Source organism: Streptomyces sp. NBC_01454 (assembly GCF_036227565.1).
In the GTDB taxonomy this organism is placed as follows: domain Bacteria; phylum Actinomycetota; class Actinomycetes; order Streptomycetales; family Streptomycetaceae; genus Streptomyces.
The window spans coordinates 280,969-298,749 of the sequence record NZ_CP109461.1 but is presented as its reverse complement, the minus strand read 5'-3'; the positions used below and the strand labels follow the sequence as shown (position 1 = coordinate 298,749).

Sequence of the window (17,781 nt, the reverse complement as noted above, 5' to 3'; positions counted from 1 at the left end):
ACAACCGCCACGGCGGAGCAGGCGTAGAAGGCCGATGAAGATCTTGGGGAGGGGCTGTCCGGCCGGAGGCCGGATGGCCCCTCTTCGTTATGTGGTGGCTGGGGCGAGGTGCCAGGCGCCGTCGATGCGGGTGAGTCCGAGGTTGATCAGTCGGCGGAGGTTGAGGGCGGCGGCTCGGATGTGGAGCCAGGCGTCGTTCTTGAGGGTGCCGCGGTAGCGGAGTCGGCGGTTGCCGTGGTGGACGAGCCATGCGACGGCGCGTTCGACCGGTGGTCTCCAGCGGCGGTAGTCGGCCTGCCAGTCAGGATCGGTGGCGGCCTGGTGGCGGGCGGCCGCTTGGAGGTCGTGGTGCGGACGGATGGTCAGGATGCGTCCGGCCTTGGCTTTGGTGCACTGCTCACGCAGGGGGCACCCGGTGCATAAGTTGCCGAAGGAGGCTTTGCGTTGGTGGTGCTGCCCGCCGGGGTCGGACAGGCCTGAGGTGACCCCCGGAGTGTGGACACAGGGGTTCATGCTGCGAGTGAGAGTTTAGCTGTCTTGTGGTGCTGCTGTTCGAACTCCATTGGGGAGAGGTAGCCCAGGGCGCTGTGGCGGCGGCGGGCGTTGTAGTAGGTGAGCCACTGGAATATCTCCAGCCTCGCCTGCCGCATCGTCAAGAACAGTTTCCCGTACATCGTTTCTCGCTTCAGGCCCTGCCAGAAACTCTCGGCCAGGGCGTTGTCGTAACTCGAGCCGACCCTGCCCATGCTCCTGCGGATGCCGTACCGGTCGCAGACCTGGGCGAACGCGGCCGAGGTGTACTGCGACCCGCGGTCCGCGTGGAAGATCACTCCGGCCACGTTGCCGCCGCGGGCGGCGACCGCGTTCTGGAGCGCGTCGATGACGAGTTCGGCCCGCATGTGCGGGGCCATCGACCAGCCGAGCACCCGGCGGGACCGGATGTCCACGACGCAGGCGAGGTAGAGCCACGTTGCTCCGACCTGCACGTATGTGATGTCACCGCACCACTTCTCGTCCAGATCGCCGGCGGTGAAGTCCCGCCGGACCAGGTCCGGCACCGGCGGCGCGAGGCGGTCTGGAGTCGTGGTGCGCTTCTTCTTGCGCAGGTGGCGGCCGACGATGTCGTGCTTGCGCATCAGCCGCGCGACCCGCTTGCGGTTGACCGTGTGGCCGAAGCCGCGCAGCTCGGCGTGGACCCGCAACGCGCCGTAGTTCCCGCGGTGTTCGGCGTGGATCTCGCGGATCTCGGCGACCAGCGTGTCCTCGGCGGCCTGCTGCACGGCCCGCGCTTCGGCGCCGGCGATCCACCCGTAGTAGCCCGAGCGGGAGACCTCCAGCACCCGGCATATCCGCTTGACGCCGAACATCTCGGCATGGGCGGAGACGAAGTCCCAAGCGGCGGTCTTCACTTCATCTCCCGGGCAAAATACGCCGCTGCCCGGCGCAGGATCTCCCGCTCCAGCTGCCATTCCTTCTCGTTCTTCAGCAGCCGGGCGTTCTCCGCCCGCAGCCGCGCCAGCTCGCCCTCCGCGCCATCCGACGCGCCAGCGGCGGCCGACGGTGCGTCCATGTCGCGCACCCAGGTCCGCAGCGTCTCGGGGTTGACGTTCAGATCGGCCGCGACGTCCTTGAACGTCCGCCTGCCGGCCGAAGCCCGCCACAACGCGATCGCGTCGGACCGGAACTCCGCACTGTACTTCGAGGGCCGTGCCACAGAGATCTACACCTTCCAGGATCAACAAGATCCATTGTCAGGTGTGTCCACATCACGGGGATCACCTCAATGGGCTTGCCCTCGGCGTAGGCGGACAGCAGGGCCTGGACGGCGAGGTTGTTGACGGCGCGGGGAAAGCCGCGGGCGGTGTCGTGGATCAGCGTGATCGCGTCGTCGGTGAACAGGGTGTCGCTGCGGCCGGCGAGCGCGAGGTGGTGGACCAGGTAGGAGGAGGTCTCCTCGCCGGTCATGGACGGCATGTTGTAGCGGACCTGGATCCTCTGGTCCAGGGCGGCCAGGACACCGAGTTTGATCTTGTGCCGCAGGGTCGGCTGGCCGATCAGCAGGCAGGCCAGCGGGCTGTTGGAATCCATCTCGTCGTTGGTCAGCATCCGGATCGCCTCCAGCTGCTCGTGGTCCAGGAGATGTGCCTCCTCGATGATCAGGATGGGGACGCGGCCGCGCTCGTTGTTCTCGGTGGCCAGCAGGGCGGTGGCCTGCGGGATCAGCGTCGACTTGTGCGGACGCGGGACGCCGCCCAGCGAGGCGACGATCGCGTGGTGGATCCCGGCGACGCCGACCGCGGGGTTCGCCAGGTAGATCACCTTGTGGCGGGGGTGGTCCAGCTGGGACAGCGACGCTCTGACCGCGACGGTCTTGCCCGCGCCGACCTCGCCGGTGATCACCCCCAGTGCGCGTTCGCCGATGCACCAGGTGATGCGGGCGACGGCCTGCGCGTGGGAGGAGTGCCGGTGCAGCATCGAGGGGGCCAGGTCCTTGTCGAAGGGCATGCGCGTGAAGCCCCAGTGCGCGGTCAGTTTGTCTATCAACGTCCGTCCGTCCTCTCCAAGTGGGCGATGCAGCGGTCCAGTTCGGCTGCGGCGTGTTCGGCCCGCCGGTGGAAGCGGACCGCGAGCCGCAAGGCCGGGCCGGTGACCCGGTGGTGGTCGAGCCTGCGGCCGGCCAGCCGCAGCGTCCGCTCCAGCAGCAGGCGGGCCGACGTCTCCTGGTCGTCGAGCTCGTCGAGCCGGTCCTGGACCGGGTTGCCGCTGGTCACGAGCCTTCCTCGGTCAGGTCGACGGCTTCGGTCGGTTGGGCCTGGCCGGGCAGGAAGACCTCGTAGTTGATCCGCTGCCCGAGTTCCCTGGTGCGCTCGGTGTCGATCAGGCAGAGGTAGTCGATCCCGGTCGGCGCCGGCGGGGCCGCGACGGGGGTCTCGGGCTTGGCCTTGGGGTGCGCGTGCCGGGTGATCTGGTGCGGGATGGCCTTGCCGAACGAGCGTCCGCCGAAGCGGACGTCGATGTCGGTCAGGTCGAAGGGGTCGAAGACGAGCTCGACCTGCCGGCCGACCAGCGAGGCGTCGACGTTGTAGGTGTTGGACTGGAGTGAGACCGTGGCGGTCTTGGCGACCTTCCGCAGCTCTGACCAGCGGAAAGCCTCCCTCAACGCGTCCGGGGTGGGGACCGGGAACGGGGCGCTGGCCATCCACCGCTCCAGCGGCTGCTGCCCCGTCTCGGAGTGCGCCCGCCGGTGATAGACCTGCTCGACCCAGGCTGTGAAGAGGCGATTGAGCATGGCCAGGTCGGTGACCTTCTCCGTGTCGACCTCGACCAGGAACTGTTCCCGGACAGTGCGGAAAAAGCGTTCGATCTTGCCCCTGCCCTGCGGGCGCCCCGGCGTCGAGTGGATCAGCTTGATCCCGAGCCTCGCGCAGGCTCTGAGCAGGGCGGAGTCCACGAACGCGGAGCCGTTGTCGACGTAGACGCCCTCGGGGACGCCGCGGGCGGCCAGTGCCGGCCGAAGCGCCGCCGCCAGTCGGACGCTGTCCTCGGCGCCGCCCCAGCGGTGCCCGACCACCGCCCGACTGTGGTCGTCGACGAACGCGAAGAGATAAGCCTTGTGACCTGCGATCTTCGGCCCGTGGAGGGCATCCCCGACCCAGAGCTCATTCGGCCGGTTCGCCTCGAACCGGCCGAACGCCTCCGGCGCCTGCCCGTCGGGGCGGGTCAGCAGTTCCAGGCGCTGAAGGTGCCGGTGGACGGTGCGGTAGGACGGGCCCCAGCCCAGGTGCTGCTGCAGGATCCGCACCACCTGCGCGGTCGACCGGCTCGGATTCTCCCGCTTCAAGGCCGCTGCCAGGTCCAGCACCTCCTCCGGCGTGCGCGGGGTGACCTGCCGGGTCGGCGGCAGCAGCGCGTCGAAACCGCCCTCACGCCAGAGCTTGAGCCAGCGATCCACCGTCCCGCGCGTGATCTTGACCGGCTTCCCGAACGGATCGGTGTGCACCCGGGCAGCGATCGCGCGGACCATCGCCCCGCGCTGGCGCGGGCTCAGGGCAGCGTCAGCCGCCTCGCGGATCAACTGGTAACGGAACAAGGCGACTTGGTGGGCCCGTTCGGCCCGCCGTCGCTCCTCCTCATCGACCAACGCCATCCGGCGCCCTCCTGAAACGGCTGTGGACATGCCAGCCGCCAGGATGAGCCGAGCCCGACGATCTTCGTCAGGGTCAGCTCGTGTTGATCGTTTCGGAGGTCAGGCCGGAGGCCAGCCCGGCGCCAGCAGGCGGCCGTGGCAGGCCGCCGACACCAGCAACCAGGTAGGCACCTTCAACTTCCCGAGCCTCGCCCTCGCGGCGAACGCGAACCCCGTCACCGCACTGACCGCGTCAGCGACCGCCGTCCCGGCCGGGGCCGGCAGGACCGCGGCCGGGTCGTCCGCCAGCGCGACCAGCCACGCGGTGAACACCGCCGTCGCCCGGACCGCCCGCCGCGACCAGCACCGCAGCCAGCCCCGCACTGTCGTCACCGGCCTGCCCAGCCGCCCGGCGATCCGCCGGCAGCCCCAGCCGGCTGCCGCGAGCTCCAGCCCGGCCCCGACGACCTCAGCCGTGTCCGCGCGTCTGACCAGGGACAACGCTGGAAGCAGGATGTGCGTCGCCTCGCAGGAGCGGCACCTCGCCCGACGCGGACGCACCACCACGACCCCGCCCGGACCCCGCAGGCTCCGCGACCGGCCCCAGCCCCACCGGGCTAGCACCCCGCCGCAGCCCGGACACGACAACTCGCCCTCGACCAAGCGCCGTTCGACAACCGAAGTTGCCACCTCTACCGTGACCAAAGCGCCCTCCGTTGGCGCTCGCACGGCCCTCCCGGACGCCGCCAAACGAGCGGGAGGGCCGTGATCATGTTCAGGACATGATCACGGTGCCGCCCAGCACCCAGAAGATCAATTACCTTCTTGTGAACTCTTCCTCATCAACATCACCAATGGCACAACACTGCCCGTTCGTCAGCATGTTGAGTGGCTATCTACAGCTGATGACGAACACCGCATTACGCGACGAGATGGCGAGACCAGAGACCATGCCGGTCCGCGTCAAGGACCCCACGGCCCCGTCAACCCGCTGGATCCCACCGCTTGGCAGGCTGGGCCTCCACAACCTGCTGACCGCCGTGCGCAATTGGGAGCCGGTGGACTGGGAAGCGGTGTATGACAGCCTGGACACCGTCCTGAATGACGAGGTCAGCCACCACGCGGCAGGTGCAAGCGGCGGCGGCCGACCCGGGGCCGCTGTGCCTAGCTATGACGAAGCCGAAGACCTTGCTCAGCGATTCCGCGGGGCCCTTATACAGCTCGTGAGCCGAGGTCTGCGCGACGCGGCCGACGAGAAGCACCCGGACATCGCCGTCCTGATCGAACAGGCCCGTACGTTGCGCTCTGAAGGGCTGCCCGGCGACGAGCACCAAGCCCTGACGCTCCTTCGGAAGCTGGGTCGGGTCACCTTGGAGCTCGCCGAGCGCCCGGAAGAAGTCGGCATCGTAAAGGGGCTGGTCGAATGCTGACCACCGCCACAATGCTGACGCGCCATCCCACCGTCTCCCTTCGCCCGGCTGTGCAAGCGTACGACTACGAGTATTTCCGCAGTCGCCTCGCCGAGCCCGCTCTCCTCGCTGACGCTGTAGCAGTCCGTGTCTTTCGGGCGCCCCTCCTCGCCGTTCCCGTCGGTGGGCAGCGCCGCGGCGGATACATGTCCTTCGACCTGCTGACTCTGGCGACAGCAGCACGCGGTCTACTCGCGGGCCAGGCCGGATTCCCGGACCTCCGTATCCGGTGGTCGCCGTTCCGCGACACCTGCCACACCGTCGAGTGGGGAGATCCCTCTCCCGGCTGGTGGGAGAGCGACATGGTCTTTGGCCGCTTCTACGGCTACAGCGAGGCAGCCATCACCACGTTCGTACGCCAGCACCCCCAGTCCCCTTCGCCAGCAGTCTCCGTTCCGTGTTCCCCCACGGCCCCGTAGCCACCGGGGAGTGGCCCTCTTCCCGCACCGCACCCGAGAGGACGACGAGCACCATGTGCGAGCACAACCCGCCGTGTCCCACGGCCAAGGCTTCCCCCCTGCCGGGCGTCTCGACAAAGGAGTGGGACGACGCCTTCGATGCCTGGCGCGACCGCCTCCGCGTCCCGAGCCGTGTCGCCATGATCGAGTACGACCAGCGCCTTCCGCTGGACCTGACCCACCCGGTCCACCGGCGGGTGCTGCGTGCCGCCCTCGACAACACCCGGCGTCTGGACCTGCGCGAGGTCCCCGACGGCGACGTGCACGGGTGGATCGGGCGGGCGCACGAGGTGTGGCTCTCCCTCGGACTCACTCAGCCCAAGGCCGCTGCCGCACCGCTACCGCGTCCGGCCGCCGTCGCCGTCCCCACGCGGAACCTGCCTGGCGGTGGCGATGTCCTCCATGCACAGCTTCACGCGCATCCGCGCCGTTACGACGAGATCCTGAGCCGGCATCTGCCCCGGCTGCTCGCGATGTTCGATGACACCCCGCCGGTGTGGTGGTTCACCCGGCACCGGGAGATGGCCCGCCCGGACGCCGACCAGCACCTCGACTTCACGCTGCACCTGCCACGCGGCGCGTACGGCACCGCAGCCGCGCACGCCCACGCCTGGGCGGACGGCCTGCACTCCCTCGGCCTGGCGTCCGGTCTCGTCCTGGCTCCCTACCAGCCGCAGACTGGGCGGTTCGGCGGCGCGGCAGCCATGGACACCGCGCATCGGGCGTTCGCCGCGGACTCCGCCGCAGCCCTCGCGCAGATCCAACTCACCGAGCGCACAGATGCCTTCGCCCCGCAGGCCCTCGCCGCAGCCAGCGCCCTGAACCTCGTCACCTACCTCGCGCCGAGCACCGCCGAGGCCGAACAGTGGCTGGTCCACAACCTCTCCCAGAGCACAGGCCGCCTGGACCGGAAGCTGGGTAACCAGGTGCTTGAACTCGCCGGCCCTGACGCCACCTCGCTTCTCGCACCTCTCCCTGGCGGCCCCCAGGTCGCCGAAGCGTGGCGGGTCCGTGCCGCCGCTGTGACCGCCTACCGCAACGTCCTCGCCGGGGAGCGTGACCCGCTCACCGTCGTCCGATCCCTGCTCCACCAGCACCACGTGAGGGCTCTGGGCGTCAGCCCGACCGCCGAGTCCACCACGCTGCGGCTCGTTCGTACCGCGGCCCTCCAGCACCGGAAAGCGAACCGATGAGTTTCCTGAGTCAACCTCTATGCCGCCAAAGGTGTGTCGGCGGCGGGTTTGATCTTGCCGTTGGCCTCGTGGGTGACGGGGTCGTAGCAGACTCCGTCGCGCCAGCAGGCCCAGATCACTCGCAGCCAGGCGCGGGCGAGGATCCGGGTCGCATGGGGGTGTCGTTTCTGGCGGGCACGGGCATCGTTGTAGATCTTGGAGGCCCAGGGGCTGTTGTGTCGGCTGTTGTCGGCGAACTGGGTCAGGGCGAGGCGGGCCCTGCGGTTGGTCGCGAATCGGAAGGCCACCGATCGGGATTTGCCCGAAGCACGTGTGACGGGGACGACGCCGCCCTCGGCGATGAGCTGTTCGCAGGTCTGGGCGCGTTCCAGGAGCGGACCGACCTCGCCGATGATCTGGCCGAGGTTGACCTTTCCGATGCGCGGCATGGTCGCGAACAGCGGCGCGTAGGGGTGGGAATCGACCCTCTCGGCGATGGCCTTGTCCAGGGTGCGGATGGTTGCTCGTATGCCCTGCACCAGCTGGACCTGGACGCGGACCAGCTGCTCGACGACCGCTTCGCCGAGGCGGGAGGCCGCGGTCGGGGCCGAGCGCAGACGTTCGATGAGGACGGCACCGGGGCGCTTACCGGAGTATCCGCGGCGCCTGCACCAGGCTTCCAGCCGCCCGGCTGTGAGCTTGGCGGCCGAGGCCGGGGTGGGGTAGCGCTCCAGGAACGCCATCGCGATGTCGCTGTCCAGATTGGCGAACACCGCCTTGCCGCCGGGCCAGTGCATGTCCAGCAGCGCGGCGAGTTGGTTGACCGCGGCGACACGGGCCTCGACGTGGTCGGCGCGCTGACGGGTGAGGGCCTGCAGGTCCATGGTGGCCTGCTCGGTGGGCTCCAGCCGGGGCATCAGGTGGCCATCGGTGCGCAGGTAGTCGGCGAGCTTCATGCTGTCGCCCGCGTCGGTCTTGGCCTTGGAAGCGCCCCAGCGCGGGCGCATGGCGTGGAAGGCGTTGGGGTGCACGGGCACCACTGGGTGACCGGCCGCCAGCAGCCGGTCCACGGCCAGTCCGCGGGTCGTCTCGATCGCCACCGGCAGATCGGCCGGAGCCCCGTGTCTGCGCAGCCTGGCCAGGGTCTTGGCGAAACCCTCTTCGGTGTGGGCGAACTCCCACCGGTCGATGCGCTTGCCGGAGGCGTCCATGACGGTCACGTCATGGGTCTCGGTTGCCCAGTCCCATCCGATGAACACGCGCGTCGTACTCCTGTGGCTCTGACGGAGCACCTGCTCGGGGGTGAGGTGGTCTGCCGGGAGCTCATTAATCGGCCCTCTGCGGGGCGTGTCCCTGAAGCCGATCAGACGGCCTCGGTCCGGCGGGGCTGGCGGAACTCATCGTGGCCGTCGAACGGCTCGCGCCACTGGCCATGCACCCGCCGGGACCGAGAGGTCACAACCCTACGCGTGAAGGCTGCAGAAAGGATGGTCCTCTAATGAGCGCCCCGGTCGCCACAGCCCCGGCCATCCTCGACCAGTACACCGCCGGCCTGGCAGAACCCACCCCGCCGCCGGAGAACATGCCTTGGGCGGTGCAGTCCCTCGCCGAGGGTGCCGCCGGGATCGCTCTGCTGCACGCCGAAACCGTCAGTCGGTACGGCGGCTCCTGGCGCCCCGCCCACCGATGGATCACGGCTGCGGCCTCCGGGCCCATCAGCGCGGCCGACCAGACGGGCCTGTTCCTCGGGGCCCCGGCCATCGGCTTCCTCCTAACCACCGTCCCCCCGGCCTACCAGCATCTGTACGCCTCGGCACGCGCGATGGTGCACCAGCACATCACCGACCTCGCGAACCGCCGCGTGGACGCTGCACTCGCCCGCATCGACAGGCGCGACCTGCCCACCTTCGCGGAATACGACCTCTTCTACGGCCTCACCGGGATCGGCGCCTACCTCCTACGCACTGACCCCGAATGCCCCGCCCTGGAACGGGTCCTGAACTACCTCGTCGCCCTGACCCGGCCGCTCGCACCCGCCAACCGCGGCCTTCCCGGCTGGTGGGTCCGCCATGACCCCGCCCGCGGCGATTCCCCGTTCTTCCCCGGCGGACACGGCAACTTCGGCGCCGCACACGGCATCGCTGTTATCTAGGGTTGTCAACTCTTTGAGCAGTTCAGATGACTGAAGGCTAGTGAGGGACGTTAGGCACGTTGTCGAACGATGTGTATGGGAAGACGCCGAGGTTGCGGCAGTCGTCGCACAGGGACTGCATTCGCATCCATGTGCCGTCGCCGCGGAAGCGGATGCGGCCCGAAGATCCGCAGGCTTCACAGGTCTGCTCGGACGCGGTCTCGGCCGTATCGGTCAGGGCGGCGGCCCGGTCGGCGTACTCGCCGTCGAACTCGCCAGCCTCGAAGCGGTCGGTGACGGTGATGCGCAGGCGGCCGAGCTGTGTGCCGAACTCTTCGATCCGGTAGGCGGGATCGAGAGCGGACAGGTCGCGGTGGAGCTGATCCAGCAGTTCGGTCCAGCCTGGGCCGACGGTGGGGATGAGGGCGGGGATCTGTCGGGAGGCGTCTGTGACGTGGTTCGTGTCCGTCATGCTTCCCATGGTGTCGTGGGGGTGTGACAACGGGCCGTGGGCGGGGTAGGGCTGACCATACTGCGGCGCCTGCTTTCCCGCGGTGGGTTCGGGGGAAAGCAGGCGCCGTTTGTGCAGGAGGTGCTGGTCAGAGCTCTCCGGCGATCACGCCTTGCCGGAAGGCTGCCCATTCGGTGGCCGTATAGCGCAGGGGTTCACGCTCGGGGTGCTTGGAGTCGCGCACGGCCCGGGCTCCGCCGGGCAGGACGGCGATCTCCACGCAGTCGTTCTCACCACCGCTGAAGGACGACTTGGTCCAGTCGGCGTCGGAGAGGTCGAGGGCGTACAGCTCGGCCTTGTCGTGGTTCACGTACGGGTTCCTTCTTCCATTCTGCGGGTGATCAGTACCAGCGAGTCATCGCTCGACAGGGCCGAGGCAACGACCCGCTCGAAGGCGTCGGCGTAGATCTGAACCTCGTCGACGGCCTCAACGTAGGACGCGCCGATGAGGTTCTCCAACAGCACCACGTCAGGCATGGGGCCGGGGAAGCCGACGAGACTGAAGCCGCCGGTTGTGCCGGGGTGCGGGCTGGCGTCCAGCGGCATGATCTGCAGGGTGATGTTGGGCAGCTCGGCGACGTCGACCAGGCGTCGCAGCTGGTCGGGCATGAGGGTGGGGCGGGTCGCGAACCGCTGGTGCAGGACGCTCTCGTGGATGATCGCCCATAGCTTCAGGGGTCCCTCGGGGTGGGAGAGGACGGCCTGGCGGGCCATGCGGACCTCGGCGAGCGCGGTGACTTCCTCGGGGGTGCGGGTGGTGGCGTTGACCGCGATGGTCTCGCGGGCGTACCCGGCGGTCTGCAGCAGTCCCGGAATGAGCTGCGGTGACCAGATGCGAATGTTCTCCGCATCCGACTCGAGCGAGATGTAGTCCGCGTACGCGGGGGCGACGACGCCGCTGTAGGTCTGCCACCAGCCCTTCTGCCCGGCGTGCTTGGCCAGGCCCTCCAAGGCGGTGAACACCTCGGGATCACCTGCGGGTGTGAGCCCGTATGCCTTGAGGACGTGGGTGGCCTCGGCAGGGCGGATGTGGGCCTTTGCCGTCTCGATCCGGGACAGTTTCGGGGAGGTCCAGGCGCCGCCGTCGCCTCCGGCTTCCTTGTCGAGGCGGGCCAGCAGGTCGGCGGCCTCCTCCAGGGTGAGCCCCTTGCCTTCGGGGCCGGCCTGGCTGCGGAAGCGGCGAAGGGCCTCACCGAGGCGCCGGCGCCGCACGGTCGGTACTGGTCGCGCGTTCGGCATATGCGGAGTGTTTCACCACGCACCTCTCAAGTCGATAGAACAACAGAACAGTCCGATGAACTTCGGTGTCAATATTGCGAGTTGACGGCTAAGTGCGTCATGCTCTGACTCAAAGGCGCGTCACTGACGGTCAGTTGTTGATCTCGCGGCGTGCACGGATCGGGACGTGCGGCCTCGCGGGCCGGGTCACGGAGGAGCCATGGCACGCATAGCGGAGACGGTTGCGGAGGCCGCCCCCGGGTTCTATCTGATCGAGAGCGACCACGGCTTCGTGGTGCACATAAACGCCAGCGCCGAGCGTCTGCGTCTGGTGCGCGACCTGGCCGACAAGCGCCTGACGGCGGCCGGGGTGGACACCGAGACCGCCGAGGGCGCCCAGCTGGTGGCCTCGGAACTGATCGGCAACGCGGTGCGGTCCTGCGGCGACCTGGTTCCGCTGGTCGTCGAGGTCGACGCCGCCACCGGCCAGCTGGTGGTGTGGAAGACCTTCGGCAACCCGCCCCAGCAAACCATGCGCCGCAAAGCGATTCCCTCACTCGAGGCGCTGGCCGCCGAGGTCGCCATCCATCGGCACGAAGCCTTCCTCCAGCACAACCTCGCCCAGACCCTCGCCTCGGCCGCCGTCCAGCACCTGGGCGCCGACCCCGGGCGGCTGGAGGCCGCCGTCAAGGCCCTGTCCGACCCGACCAGCACCACCCCGGTCAGCCAGATCCTGCGTCGCGGCACCGTGCCGCCACAGCAGACCGGCTGACCCCGAACCGCCTGTCCGGACCGGGTGCTCCCCCGTGGCCGGTCCGGACAGGCCACCCCCACAAGACGCACCACCAAGGAGTAACGGCGTGACTACACTCCGGCCGATGACGACTCAGCCCCCCGACCCCGCCCACATCGATGCCCTGCGCGAGGAGATGATCAACAAGCTGCGCAAGCTGGGCGCGATCCGTACCGAAGCCGTCGAGAAAGCGGTCCGTACCGTCGGCCGACACCTGTTCATGCCCGAGGAGACACCGGAGAAGGCGTACGCCGCCGAGCACGCCCTGATCACCAAAAGGGACGAGAACGGGACCTCCCTCAGCTCCGTCAGCGCCGCCCGCATCCAGGCATTCATGCTGGAACAGGCCGACATCCGCCCCGGCATGCGAGTGCTGGAGATCGGCAGCGGCGGCTACAACGCCGCCCTGATCGCCGAGCTGGTCGGCGAGAGCGGCGAGGTCACCACGATCGACATCGACGCCGACGTCATCGACCGCGCCAAGAAGCTGCTGCCCGCCGCCGGATACGACCGCGTACACGCGCTCGTCGTCGACGGCGCCGACGGCGAACCCACCCACGCCCCGTACGACCGGATTGTGGTCACCGTCGAGGCCGCCGACCTCGCCCCGGCCTGGGTGGACCAACTCGCCGAGAACGGGCGGATCGTGGTTCCGCTCCGACTGCGGGGCCTGACCTGGTCGGTCGCCTTCCAGCGCCAGGACACCGCGCTGACGGCGAGGGACTTCGAGGTCTGCGGGTTCGTCCCCATGCGCGGATCCGGAGCCCGCGATGAGCACCTGGTCGTGCTGCACGATGGCGAAGACGAAGAGGTCGGCCTGCGCCTGGACGAGGACCAGGTCGACGCCGACCAGATGCGCAAGGCCCTGGCCAGCCCGCGCACCGAGGCATGGTCCTCGGTGACGCTCGGGCTGGGGCTGCCGTACGATGACCTGGAGCTGTGGCTGGTCTCCGCACTGCCCGAGTTCGCGCTGCTGGCCGCCACCCGCGAGGCCCGCGACCGCGGCGTGGTCGCCTCCTGGTCCCGCCGCGGAGTGGCCACGCTCCTCGACCGCGCCTCCGGCTCCTTCGCCTATCTGACGATGCGCCCGACCACACCCGAGCGACAGGCCTTCGAGTTCGGCGCCGTCGGTCACGGGCCCAAAGCCGCCAAGACCGCCGAGGCACTGATCGCTCAGATCCGCACGTGGGACCGCGCTCACCGCGGCCACAAGCCCGAGCTGAAGGCATTCGCCACCGGCACCGGTGACCAGCAGCTGCCCACCGGGGCAGTGCTGGAGCGGCCCGCCTTCCACTTCACGATCTCCTGGCCCGCCGGACACTGAAATCCGAGCAGGTCAGGTGCAAGTGCACATCCATCACCAACCCCTGGAGGAAACAGTGGACACCGTTGGAATGAGCACCACCGGCAGCGACTTCGACCTGGACGTGACCTTCGCCGAGAAGGGCACGGTCATCGCGGAGCTGATGAACAAGACCAGCGACAACTGCGGCAGCACCAGCGAGAGCGCCTGCGCCGGCTGCATCACCGACTGATCAGCGTGACACCAGGCCCGGTGCCCGGCCCCTGCTCCACGGGGTCCGGCACCGGGCCGATCCCGTCACACAAGGGGAGGGGAACCTGCGGATGTACCGGTACGTGGACGCGGCCTTGTTACGGGCCGCCGCCTATCCGAGCCAACTGGCCATCCCGTCCCGGCCGGAGCCGACCGGCGACGCGGCGGCGGACACCGGGCAGTGGCGGGAGTGGATCACGCAGGTGTGGGCCATCGGCTCGGTCGCCGAAGCGGTCGAGCTGGCCAGCTCCGCGCTCGCCCGCCGCATCGAGGAGATCCGTGGCGGGCAGGTGCGGCAGCCCAAGCAGGTCCGGCGGGCCGCAGACGCGCTCGCCCGCTACGTACTGCGTATCCAGCACCGCTCCACTCCCTTCGGCCTGTTCGCCGGCATAGCCCCCGCCCGCATCACAGACACGCTCTCCCTCGACTGGACGGACGTGCACCGGCCCACCGCACGCGTGGACGCCGTATGGCTCGCGTACGTCATCGATCGCCTGGAATCGATCCCCGAACTGCTGCGGCGCCTTCCGGTCGTGGTGGACTCCACCTGCTTCGTACGCGATGGACGCCTGGTCGTGCCCTGCCAGCGGCCCGACCGGGACAGTGACCGCGGTCCCGGCGAGATGAGCGTGCGGCACACCCGCGCGGTGCAGATGGTCATGGCCGCCGCCACCGTGCCCGTCACGGTCGGCGACCTGGCCGCCAAGCTCACGGCCGAATACCCCGACACCCCCACCCGCGCCGTCGACGCCCTGCTGGCCGAACTGGTCGCCCGCCGCGTTCTACTCACCGCCGTGCGTCCGCCGATGACCGTCACTGACCCCCTGAGCCACGTCATCACCGCGCTTCAGACGGCAGACGCCGTGCACGTCGAGGCTGCGCGGCCCCTCCTGAACGCGCTGAAGGACATCCGGGCGATGCTGACCCGGCACGATGCGGCTCCCACATACCAGCAGCGAAGTCTGCGGGGCTCGGCGGCCGGGGCGATGACCGCCCTCGCCCCGGCCGCCGGGGCGCCCCTGTCTGCCGACCTGCGGCTGGGCGGGGCACTGGCTCTGCCCCGGCTGGTGGCCCGCGAGGCGGAGAAGGCCGCGAGTGTGCTGGCCCGCTTGACGCCGTTCCCTTCCGGATCGGCGGCCTGGCAGGACTACCACGCCCGGTTCCTGGAAACCTACGGGCCCGGCGCCCTGGTCCCCGTCCGTCAGCTCACCGACCCCGATACCGGCCTTGACTTCCCCGCCGGATACCGCGGCTCCCGCCTTGCCCGACCCGCCCCGGCCCTGACCCCCCGCGACGAACAACTCCTCGCGCTCGCCCAGCACGCCGCCTTCGACGGCGTCCGCGAAGTCCAGCTCACCGACGAGCTACTGACCGGCCTGGCACCCGCGCACGGCGGCGTCCCGCTGCCGCACATCGACCTGCGCTTCCACCTCCAGGCCGCCACCCTCCAGGCGGTCGACAACGGCGACTTCACGCTCCATGTCAACGGCATCGCCCCGGCAGCCGGCGCGACCGCGGGCCGCTTCCTCGATCTCCTCGACGCCGCCGACCGCGACCGTATGACGGCCGCGTACACCGGTCTGCCGACCCTGACCAGCGGCGCCCGCCGGGTCCAGGTCTCCAGCCCTGCGCTGCACATCCGTACGGACAACGTCGGCCGGGCCCCCGCCGTGGAACCCGGCGTCATATCCATCGCCGAGCACTACCCAGGCATCCGGCTGGAGTTGGACGACCTAGCGGTCACCGCGGACGCGACCGGCTTCCGCCTGGTCCGGCTCTCGACCGGCCGGACCATCGAGCCGTTCGCGCTCAACGCGGTGGACCTGGGCACCTTCACCCACCCGCTGGCCCGACTGCTGGTCGAACTGCCCCGCGCCGGCGCCGCCGCCTTCGGCCCGTTCGCCTGGGGCGTGGCCGCCCGCCTGCCGTTCCTGCCCCGTATCCGTTACGGCCGCACCGTTCTCGCCAGTGCCACCTGGCGCCTCACGGCCACCGAACTCCCCTCCAGTGTCGCCGAGTTCGCCCTATGGGCCAAGCGCCTAAACACCTGGCGGCATCGCCTCGGTGTCCCCGCCGCCGTGCACCTCGGCGACGACGACCAGCGCCTCCGCCTGGACCTGGAACAGCCCGCCGACACGATGCTGTTGCGCGCCGAGCTGGACCGCACCGGGCACGCCGTCCTGCGTGAAGCGGCCGACGAGGCGGCCTGGGCGTGGATCGGCGGGCGACCTCACGAAATCACCCTGGCCCTCGCCTCCACCGCCCCTCCCGCCACGCACCGGCACGCGGCCGGAGGCCAGACGGCCGTCGGCCGGGACCACGGACACCTGCCCAGCACCTCACCGTGGGCCTTTCTCAAGCTCTACGGACATCCAGACCGGTTCCCCGACATCCTCACCCGCCACCTGCCCCACCTCCTCAGCGGCTTCGACGAAGTACCCGAGTGGTGGTACGTGCGCTACCGCGACCCGCACGACCAGCTGCGGCTGCGCTTCCGCCTCCCACACCCGGAAGCGTTCGGAGAGATAGCCGCCAAGGCCGGTATCTGGGCGGCCGATCTGCGACGGCACGGACTGCTCGGCCGCATGCAGTGGGACACCTACTACCCCGAGACCGGCCGCTACGGCACAGGACCGGCCATGGCCGCCGCCGAGTCGGTGTTCGCCGCCGACTCCACCGTCGCCCTCGCCCACCTGACGTGCGTGGTCGACAGTGAGGCCGACCCCCAGGCCCTGACCACCGCCGGCCTCGTTGACCTCGCCGCCTCGTTCACCGGCGACACTCCGCGCGCGATGCGCTGGCTGATCGACCACATCGACCCGAGCGCCGCCTTGCACCCGGCCCGCCCTCTCCACCAAGAAGCGATGCGCCTGTCCACCCCGTCCGACGGCTTCGCCGCCGTACGCGCTCTGCCCGGCGGTGAAGCGCTCACCGCCGCCTGGGCAGCCCGCCGCCAAGCGTTGCAGCACTACCGCACCGTCCTGGCGGCCGACGGCACGAAGGCGCCGGAGACGGTGCTGCCGTCCCTGATGCACCTGCACTACCTGCGTACGGCCGGGATCGGCCCGGCAGGCGAGGACCTCTGTTCACGGCTGGCCCGCTCCGCCGCCCTGTCCTGGACCGCCCGAAACCAAGGAGCCCGCGCGTGAACCCTTCAGCGACCACCGGCCCGGAACTTTCCAACCCCGGCCACGGCCCCGCCACTCGCGCTCTGCACGCCCAGTCACTCGCCCACGGCACCGTCGGCACCGCACTGCTGCACATCGAGCGCGCCCACCGCAGCCTCACATCCTGGGCCGATGCACACACCCGCCTCGCGTCCTGCACCAAAAACCTCCTCGCCGACGAGGACGCGTCGCTGTACGTCGGTGCCCCGGCCGTCGCCTTCGCCCTGCACGCCGCGGCCCGGGACACCGGCCGCTACAGCGGCGCCCTGCACGCCCTCGACTCCCAGATCACCCAGCTCACCCGACAGCGCATCCACGCCGCGCACGCGCGCATCGACCGCCAGATACGCCCCCGCGTCGGCGAGTTCGACCTCTTCTACGGGCTCACCGGCCTGGGCTCCTACCTGCTCAGCCGCGAGACGGCCGCCCCGGCCCTGCGCGAAGTCCTCACCTACCTGGTGCGACTGACGCTTCCCCTCGACAACGACCCCGACCAACTCCCGGGATGGTGGACAGACCTCGATCCCTCCGGCAGTCGCACGGCGGAGTTTCCCGGCGGGCACGGGAACCTGGGGATGGCCCACGGTGTCGGCGGGATTCTGTCCCTGCTGGCCATCGGCGCGCGGGCGGGATGGGTCGTGGACGGCCAGATCGCGGCGATGAAACGGATCTGCGGCTGGCTGGACCGCTGGCGCCAGGGCACCGAGACCAGCCCGTGGTGGCCGCAGTGGATCACCCGGGCCGAGCACCGCACCGGCACCGTGAAGCAGCCCGGCCCGCTGCGGCCGAGCTGGTGCTATGGCACCCCCGGCCTCGCCCGCGCCCAGCAACTCGCCGCCCTCGCCCTCGGCGACACCGACCGGCAATACCTCGCCGAACGCGCCCTGATCGCCTGCCTGTCCGACCCCGACCAGCTCGGCCGCATCCGCGACGTCGGGATCTGCCACGGCGCCGCCGGCCTGCTCCACACCACCCACCGTGTCGCCCGCGACGCCGCCGTGACCGGCTTCGACGCCCATCTGCCCGGCCTGCGCACCTTGCTCCTGCAGCAGGCACCCGCCGCCGATGACGGATTCCTGGACGGCGAGGCCGGGCGCTCGCTCGCCCTGCTGACCGCCGAGACGCAGGGCACCACGGTCTCCGGCTGGGACGCCTGCCTGCTGTCCGGCTGAGCACTCCCG

At 70.0% G+C, this 17,781-nt stretch carries 19 protein-coding genes; 9 read left to right on the top strand and 10 right to left on the bottom strand.

Annotation, left to right across the window (positions count from 1 at the left end; translation table 11 throughout):
- Positions 1-87: 87 nt before the first annotated feature.
- The 6 genes from OIU81_RS38095 to OIU81_RS38070 form a co-directional block, all read right to left on the bottom strand.
- A complete protein-coding gene (locus OIU81_RS38095) occupies positions 88-513 on the bottom strand; it encodes a transposase (RefSeq protein ID WP_443073902.1) in 426 nt (141 codons plus the stop codon).
- Positions 510-1,714, bottom strand: a protein-coding gene (locus OIU81_RS38090) for an IS3 family transposase (RefSeq protein WP_329142551.1) whose coding sequence is annotated in 2 segments (ribosomal slippage) — positions 510-1,474 and positions 1,474-1,714 — 1,206 coding nt in all. Because the reading frame shifts where the segments join, the coding sequence is not laid out codon by codon here. Before OIU81_RS38090 ends, OIU81_RS38095 begins: the two co-directional genes overlap by 4 nt.
- Positions 1,609-2,544 (bottom strand): ExeA family protein, encoded by a 936-nt coding sequence (locus OIU81_RS38085; protein ID WP_329142552.1) that lies wholly within the window; start codon positions 2,542-2,544, stop codon positions 1,609-1,611. Before OIU81_RS38085 ends, OIU81_RS38090 begins: the two co-directional genes overlap by 106 nt.
- On the bottom strand, positions 2,541-2,771 hold the full coding sequence (locus OIU81_RS38080) for a hypothetical protein (protein WP_329142553.1): 231 nt from the start codon (positions 2,769-2,771) through the stop codon (positions 2,541-2,543). The genes OIU81_RS38085 and OIU81_RS38080 overlap by 4 nt, the downstream gene beginning before the upstream one ends.
- Positions 2,768-4,147 carry a DDE-type integrase/transposase/recombinase gene (locus tag OIU81_RS38075; protein WP_329142554.1) on the bottom strand — a complete coding sequence of 460 codons (1,380 nt, stop codon included), beginning with the start codon at positions 4,145-4,147 and terminating at the stop codon, positions 2,768-2,770. Before OIU81_RS38075 ends, OIU81_RS38080 begins: the two co-directional genes overlap by 4 nt.
- A gap of 99 nt (positions 4,148-4,246) precedes the next feature.
- On the bottom strand, positions 4,247-4,627 hold the full coding sequence (locus tag OIU81_RS38070; RefSeq protein ID WP_329142555.1) for a helix-turn-helix domain-containing protein: 381 nt from the start codon (positions 4,625-4,627) through the stop codon (positions 4,247-4,249).
- A 281-nt stretch (positions 4,628-4,908) separates the two neighbouring features.
- Here OIU81_RS38070 and OIU81_RS38065 point away from each other — a divergent pair, with 281 nt between their 5' ends.
- From OIU81_RS38065 to OIU81_RS38055, 3 genes are read left to right on the top strand one after another with little or no spacing between them, the layout of a single operon-like run.
- Positions 4,909-5,556, top strand: a complete 648-nt coding sequence (locus tag OIU81_RS38065; RefSeq protein WP_329142556.1) for a DUF6415 family natural product biosynthesis protein — start codon at positions 4,909-4,911, stop codon at positions 5,554-5,556.
- Positions 5,550-6,014, top strand: coding sequence for a DUF6302 family protein (locus tag OIU81_RS38060; protein ID WP_329142557.1), 465 nt, complete (start codon positions 5,550-5,552; stop codon positions 6,012-6,014). The genes OIU81_RS38065 and OIU81_RS38060 overlap by 7 nt, the downstream gene beginning before the upstream one ends.
- Before the next feature lie 53 nt (positions 6,015-6,067).
- Positions 6,068-7,246, top strand: coding sequence for a thiopeptide-type bacteriocin biosynthesis protein (locus tag OIU81_RS38055; protein ID WP_329142558.1), 1,179 nt, complete (start codon positions 6,068-6,070; stop codon positions 7,244-7,246).
- A 17-nt stretch (positions 7,247-7,263) separates the two neighbouring features.
- Here OIU81_RS38055 and OIU81_RS38050 read toward each other — a convergent pair whose 3' ends face one another.
- Positions 7,264-8,484: an IS110 family transposase gene (locus tag OIU81_RS38050; protein WP_329142559.1), complete on the bottom strand. Its 1,221-nt coding sequence runs from the start codon at positions 8,482-8,484 to the stop codon at positions 7,264-7,266.
- A 239-nt stretch (positions 8,485-8,723) separates the two neighbouring features.
- On the opposite strand from OIU81_RS38050, the gene OIU81_RS38045 reads away from it, so the two are divergent.
- Complete coding sequence (locus OIU81_RS38045) at positions 8,724-9,377, top strand: lanthionine synthetase LanC family protein (RefSeq protein ID WP_329142560.1); 654 nt, start codon at positions 8,724-8,726, stop codon at positions 9,375-9,377.
- 37 nt (positions 9,378-9,414) lie between these two features.
- Here the strand turns inward: OIU81_RS38045 and OIU81_RS38040 are convergent, their stop codons facing one another.
- The 3 genes from OIU81_RS38040 to OIU81_RS38030 form a co-directional block, all read right to left on the bottom strand.
- Positions 9,415-9,828 carry a hypothetical protein gene (locus OIU81_RS38040; RefSeq protein WP_329142561.1) on the bottom strand — a complete coding sequence of 138 codons (414 nt, stop codon included), beginning with the start codon at positions 9,826-9,828 and terminating at the stop codon, positions 9,415-9,417.
- A gap of 127 nt (positions 9,829-9,955) precedes the next feature.
- On the bottom strand, positions 9,956-10,177 hold the full coding sequence (locus OIU81_RS38035; RefSeq protein ID WP_329142562.1) for a DUF397 domain-containing protein: 222 nt from the start codon (positions 10,175-10,177) through the stop codon (positions 9,956-9,958).
- Entirely contained in the window at positions 10,174-11,106 is a 933-nt protein-coding gene (locus OIU81_RS38030) for a helix-turn-helix domain-containing protein (RefSeq protein WP_329142563.1), read from the bottom strand. Before OIU81_RS38030 ends, OIU81_RS38035 begins: the two co-directional genes overlap by 4 nt.
- 199 nt (positions 11,107-11,305) lie before the next feature.
- Here OIU81_RS38030 and OIU81_RS38025 point away from each other — a divergent pair, with 199 nt between their 5' ends.
- The 5 genes from OIU81_RS38025 (at position 11,306) to OIU81_RS38005 (ending at position 17,772) form a co-directional block, all read left to right on the top strand.
- On the top strand, positions 11,306-11,857 hold the full coding sequence (locus OIU81_RS38025; RefSeq protein ID WP_329142564.1) for a hypothetical protein: 552 nt from the start codon (positions 11,306-11,308) through the stop codon (positions 11,855-11,857).
- A gap of 106 nt (positions 11,858-11,963) precedes the next feature.
- Positions 11,964-13,202, top strand: a complete 1,239-nt coding sequence (gene fxlM, locus OIU81_RS38020; RefSeq protein WP_329142565.1) for a methyltransferase, FxLD system — start codon at positions 11,964-11,966, stop codon at positions 13,200-13,202.
- Positions 13,203-13,272: 70 nt separating this feature from the next.
- Positions 13,273-13,413, top strand: coding sequence for an FxLD family lanthipeptide (locus OIU81_RS38015; RefSeq protein ID WP_329332025.1), 141 nt, complete (start codon positions 13,273-13,275; stop codon positions 13,411-13,413).
- A gap of 91 nt (positions 13,414-13,504) precedes the next feature.
- The gene (locus OIU81_RS38010) at positions 13,505-16,582 is read left to right on the top strand and encodes a lantibiotic dehydratase (protein WP_329142567.1); all 3,078 of its coding nucleotides are present in this window, start codon (positions 13,505-13,507) and stop codon (positions 16,580-16,582) included.
- Positions 16,579-17,772 carry a lanthionine synthetase C family protein gene (locus OIU81_RS38005; protein ID WP_329142568.1) on the top strand — a complete coding sequence of 398 codons (1,194 nt, stop codon included), beginning with the start codon at positions 16,579-16,581 and terminating at the stop codon, positions 17,770-17,772. The genes OIU81_RS38010 and OIU81_RS38005 overlap by 4 nt, the downstream gene beginning before the upstream one ends.
- The last annotated feature ends 9 nt before the right edge of the window (positions 17,773-17,781 follow it).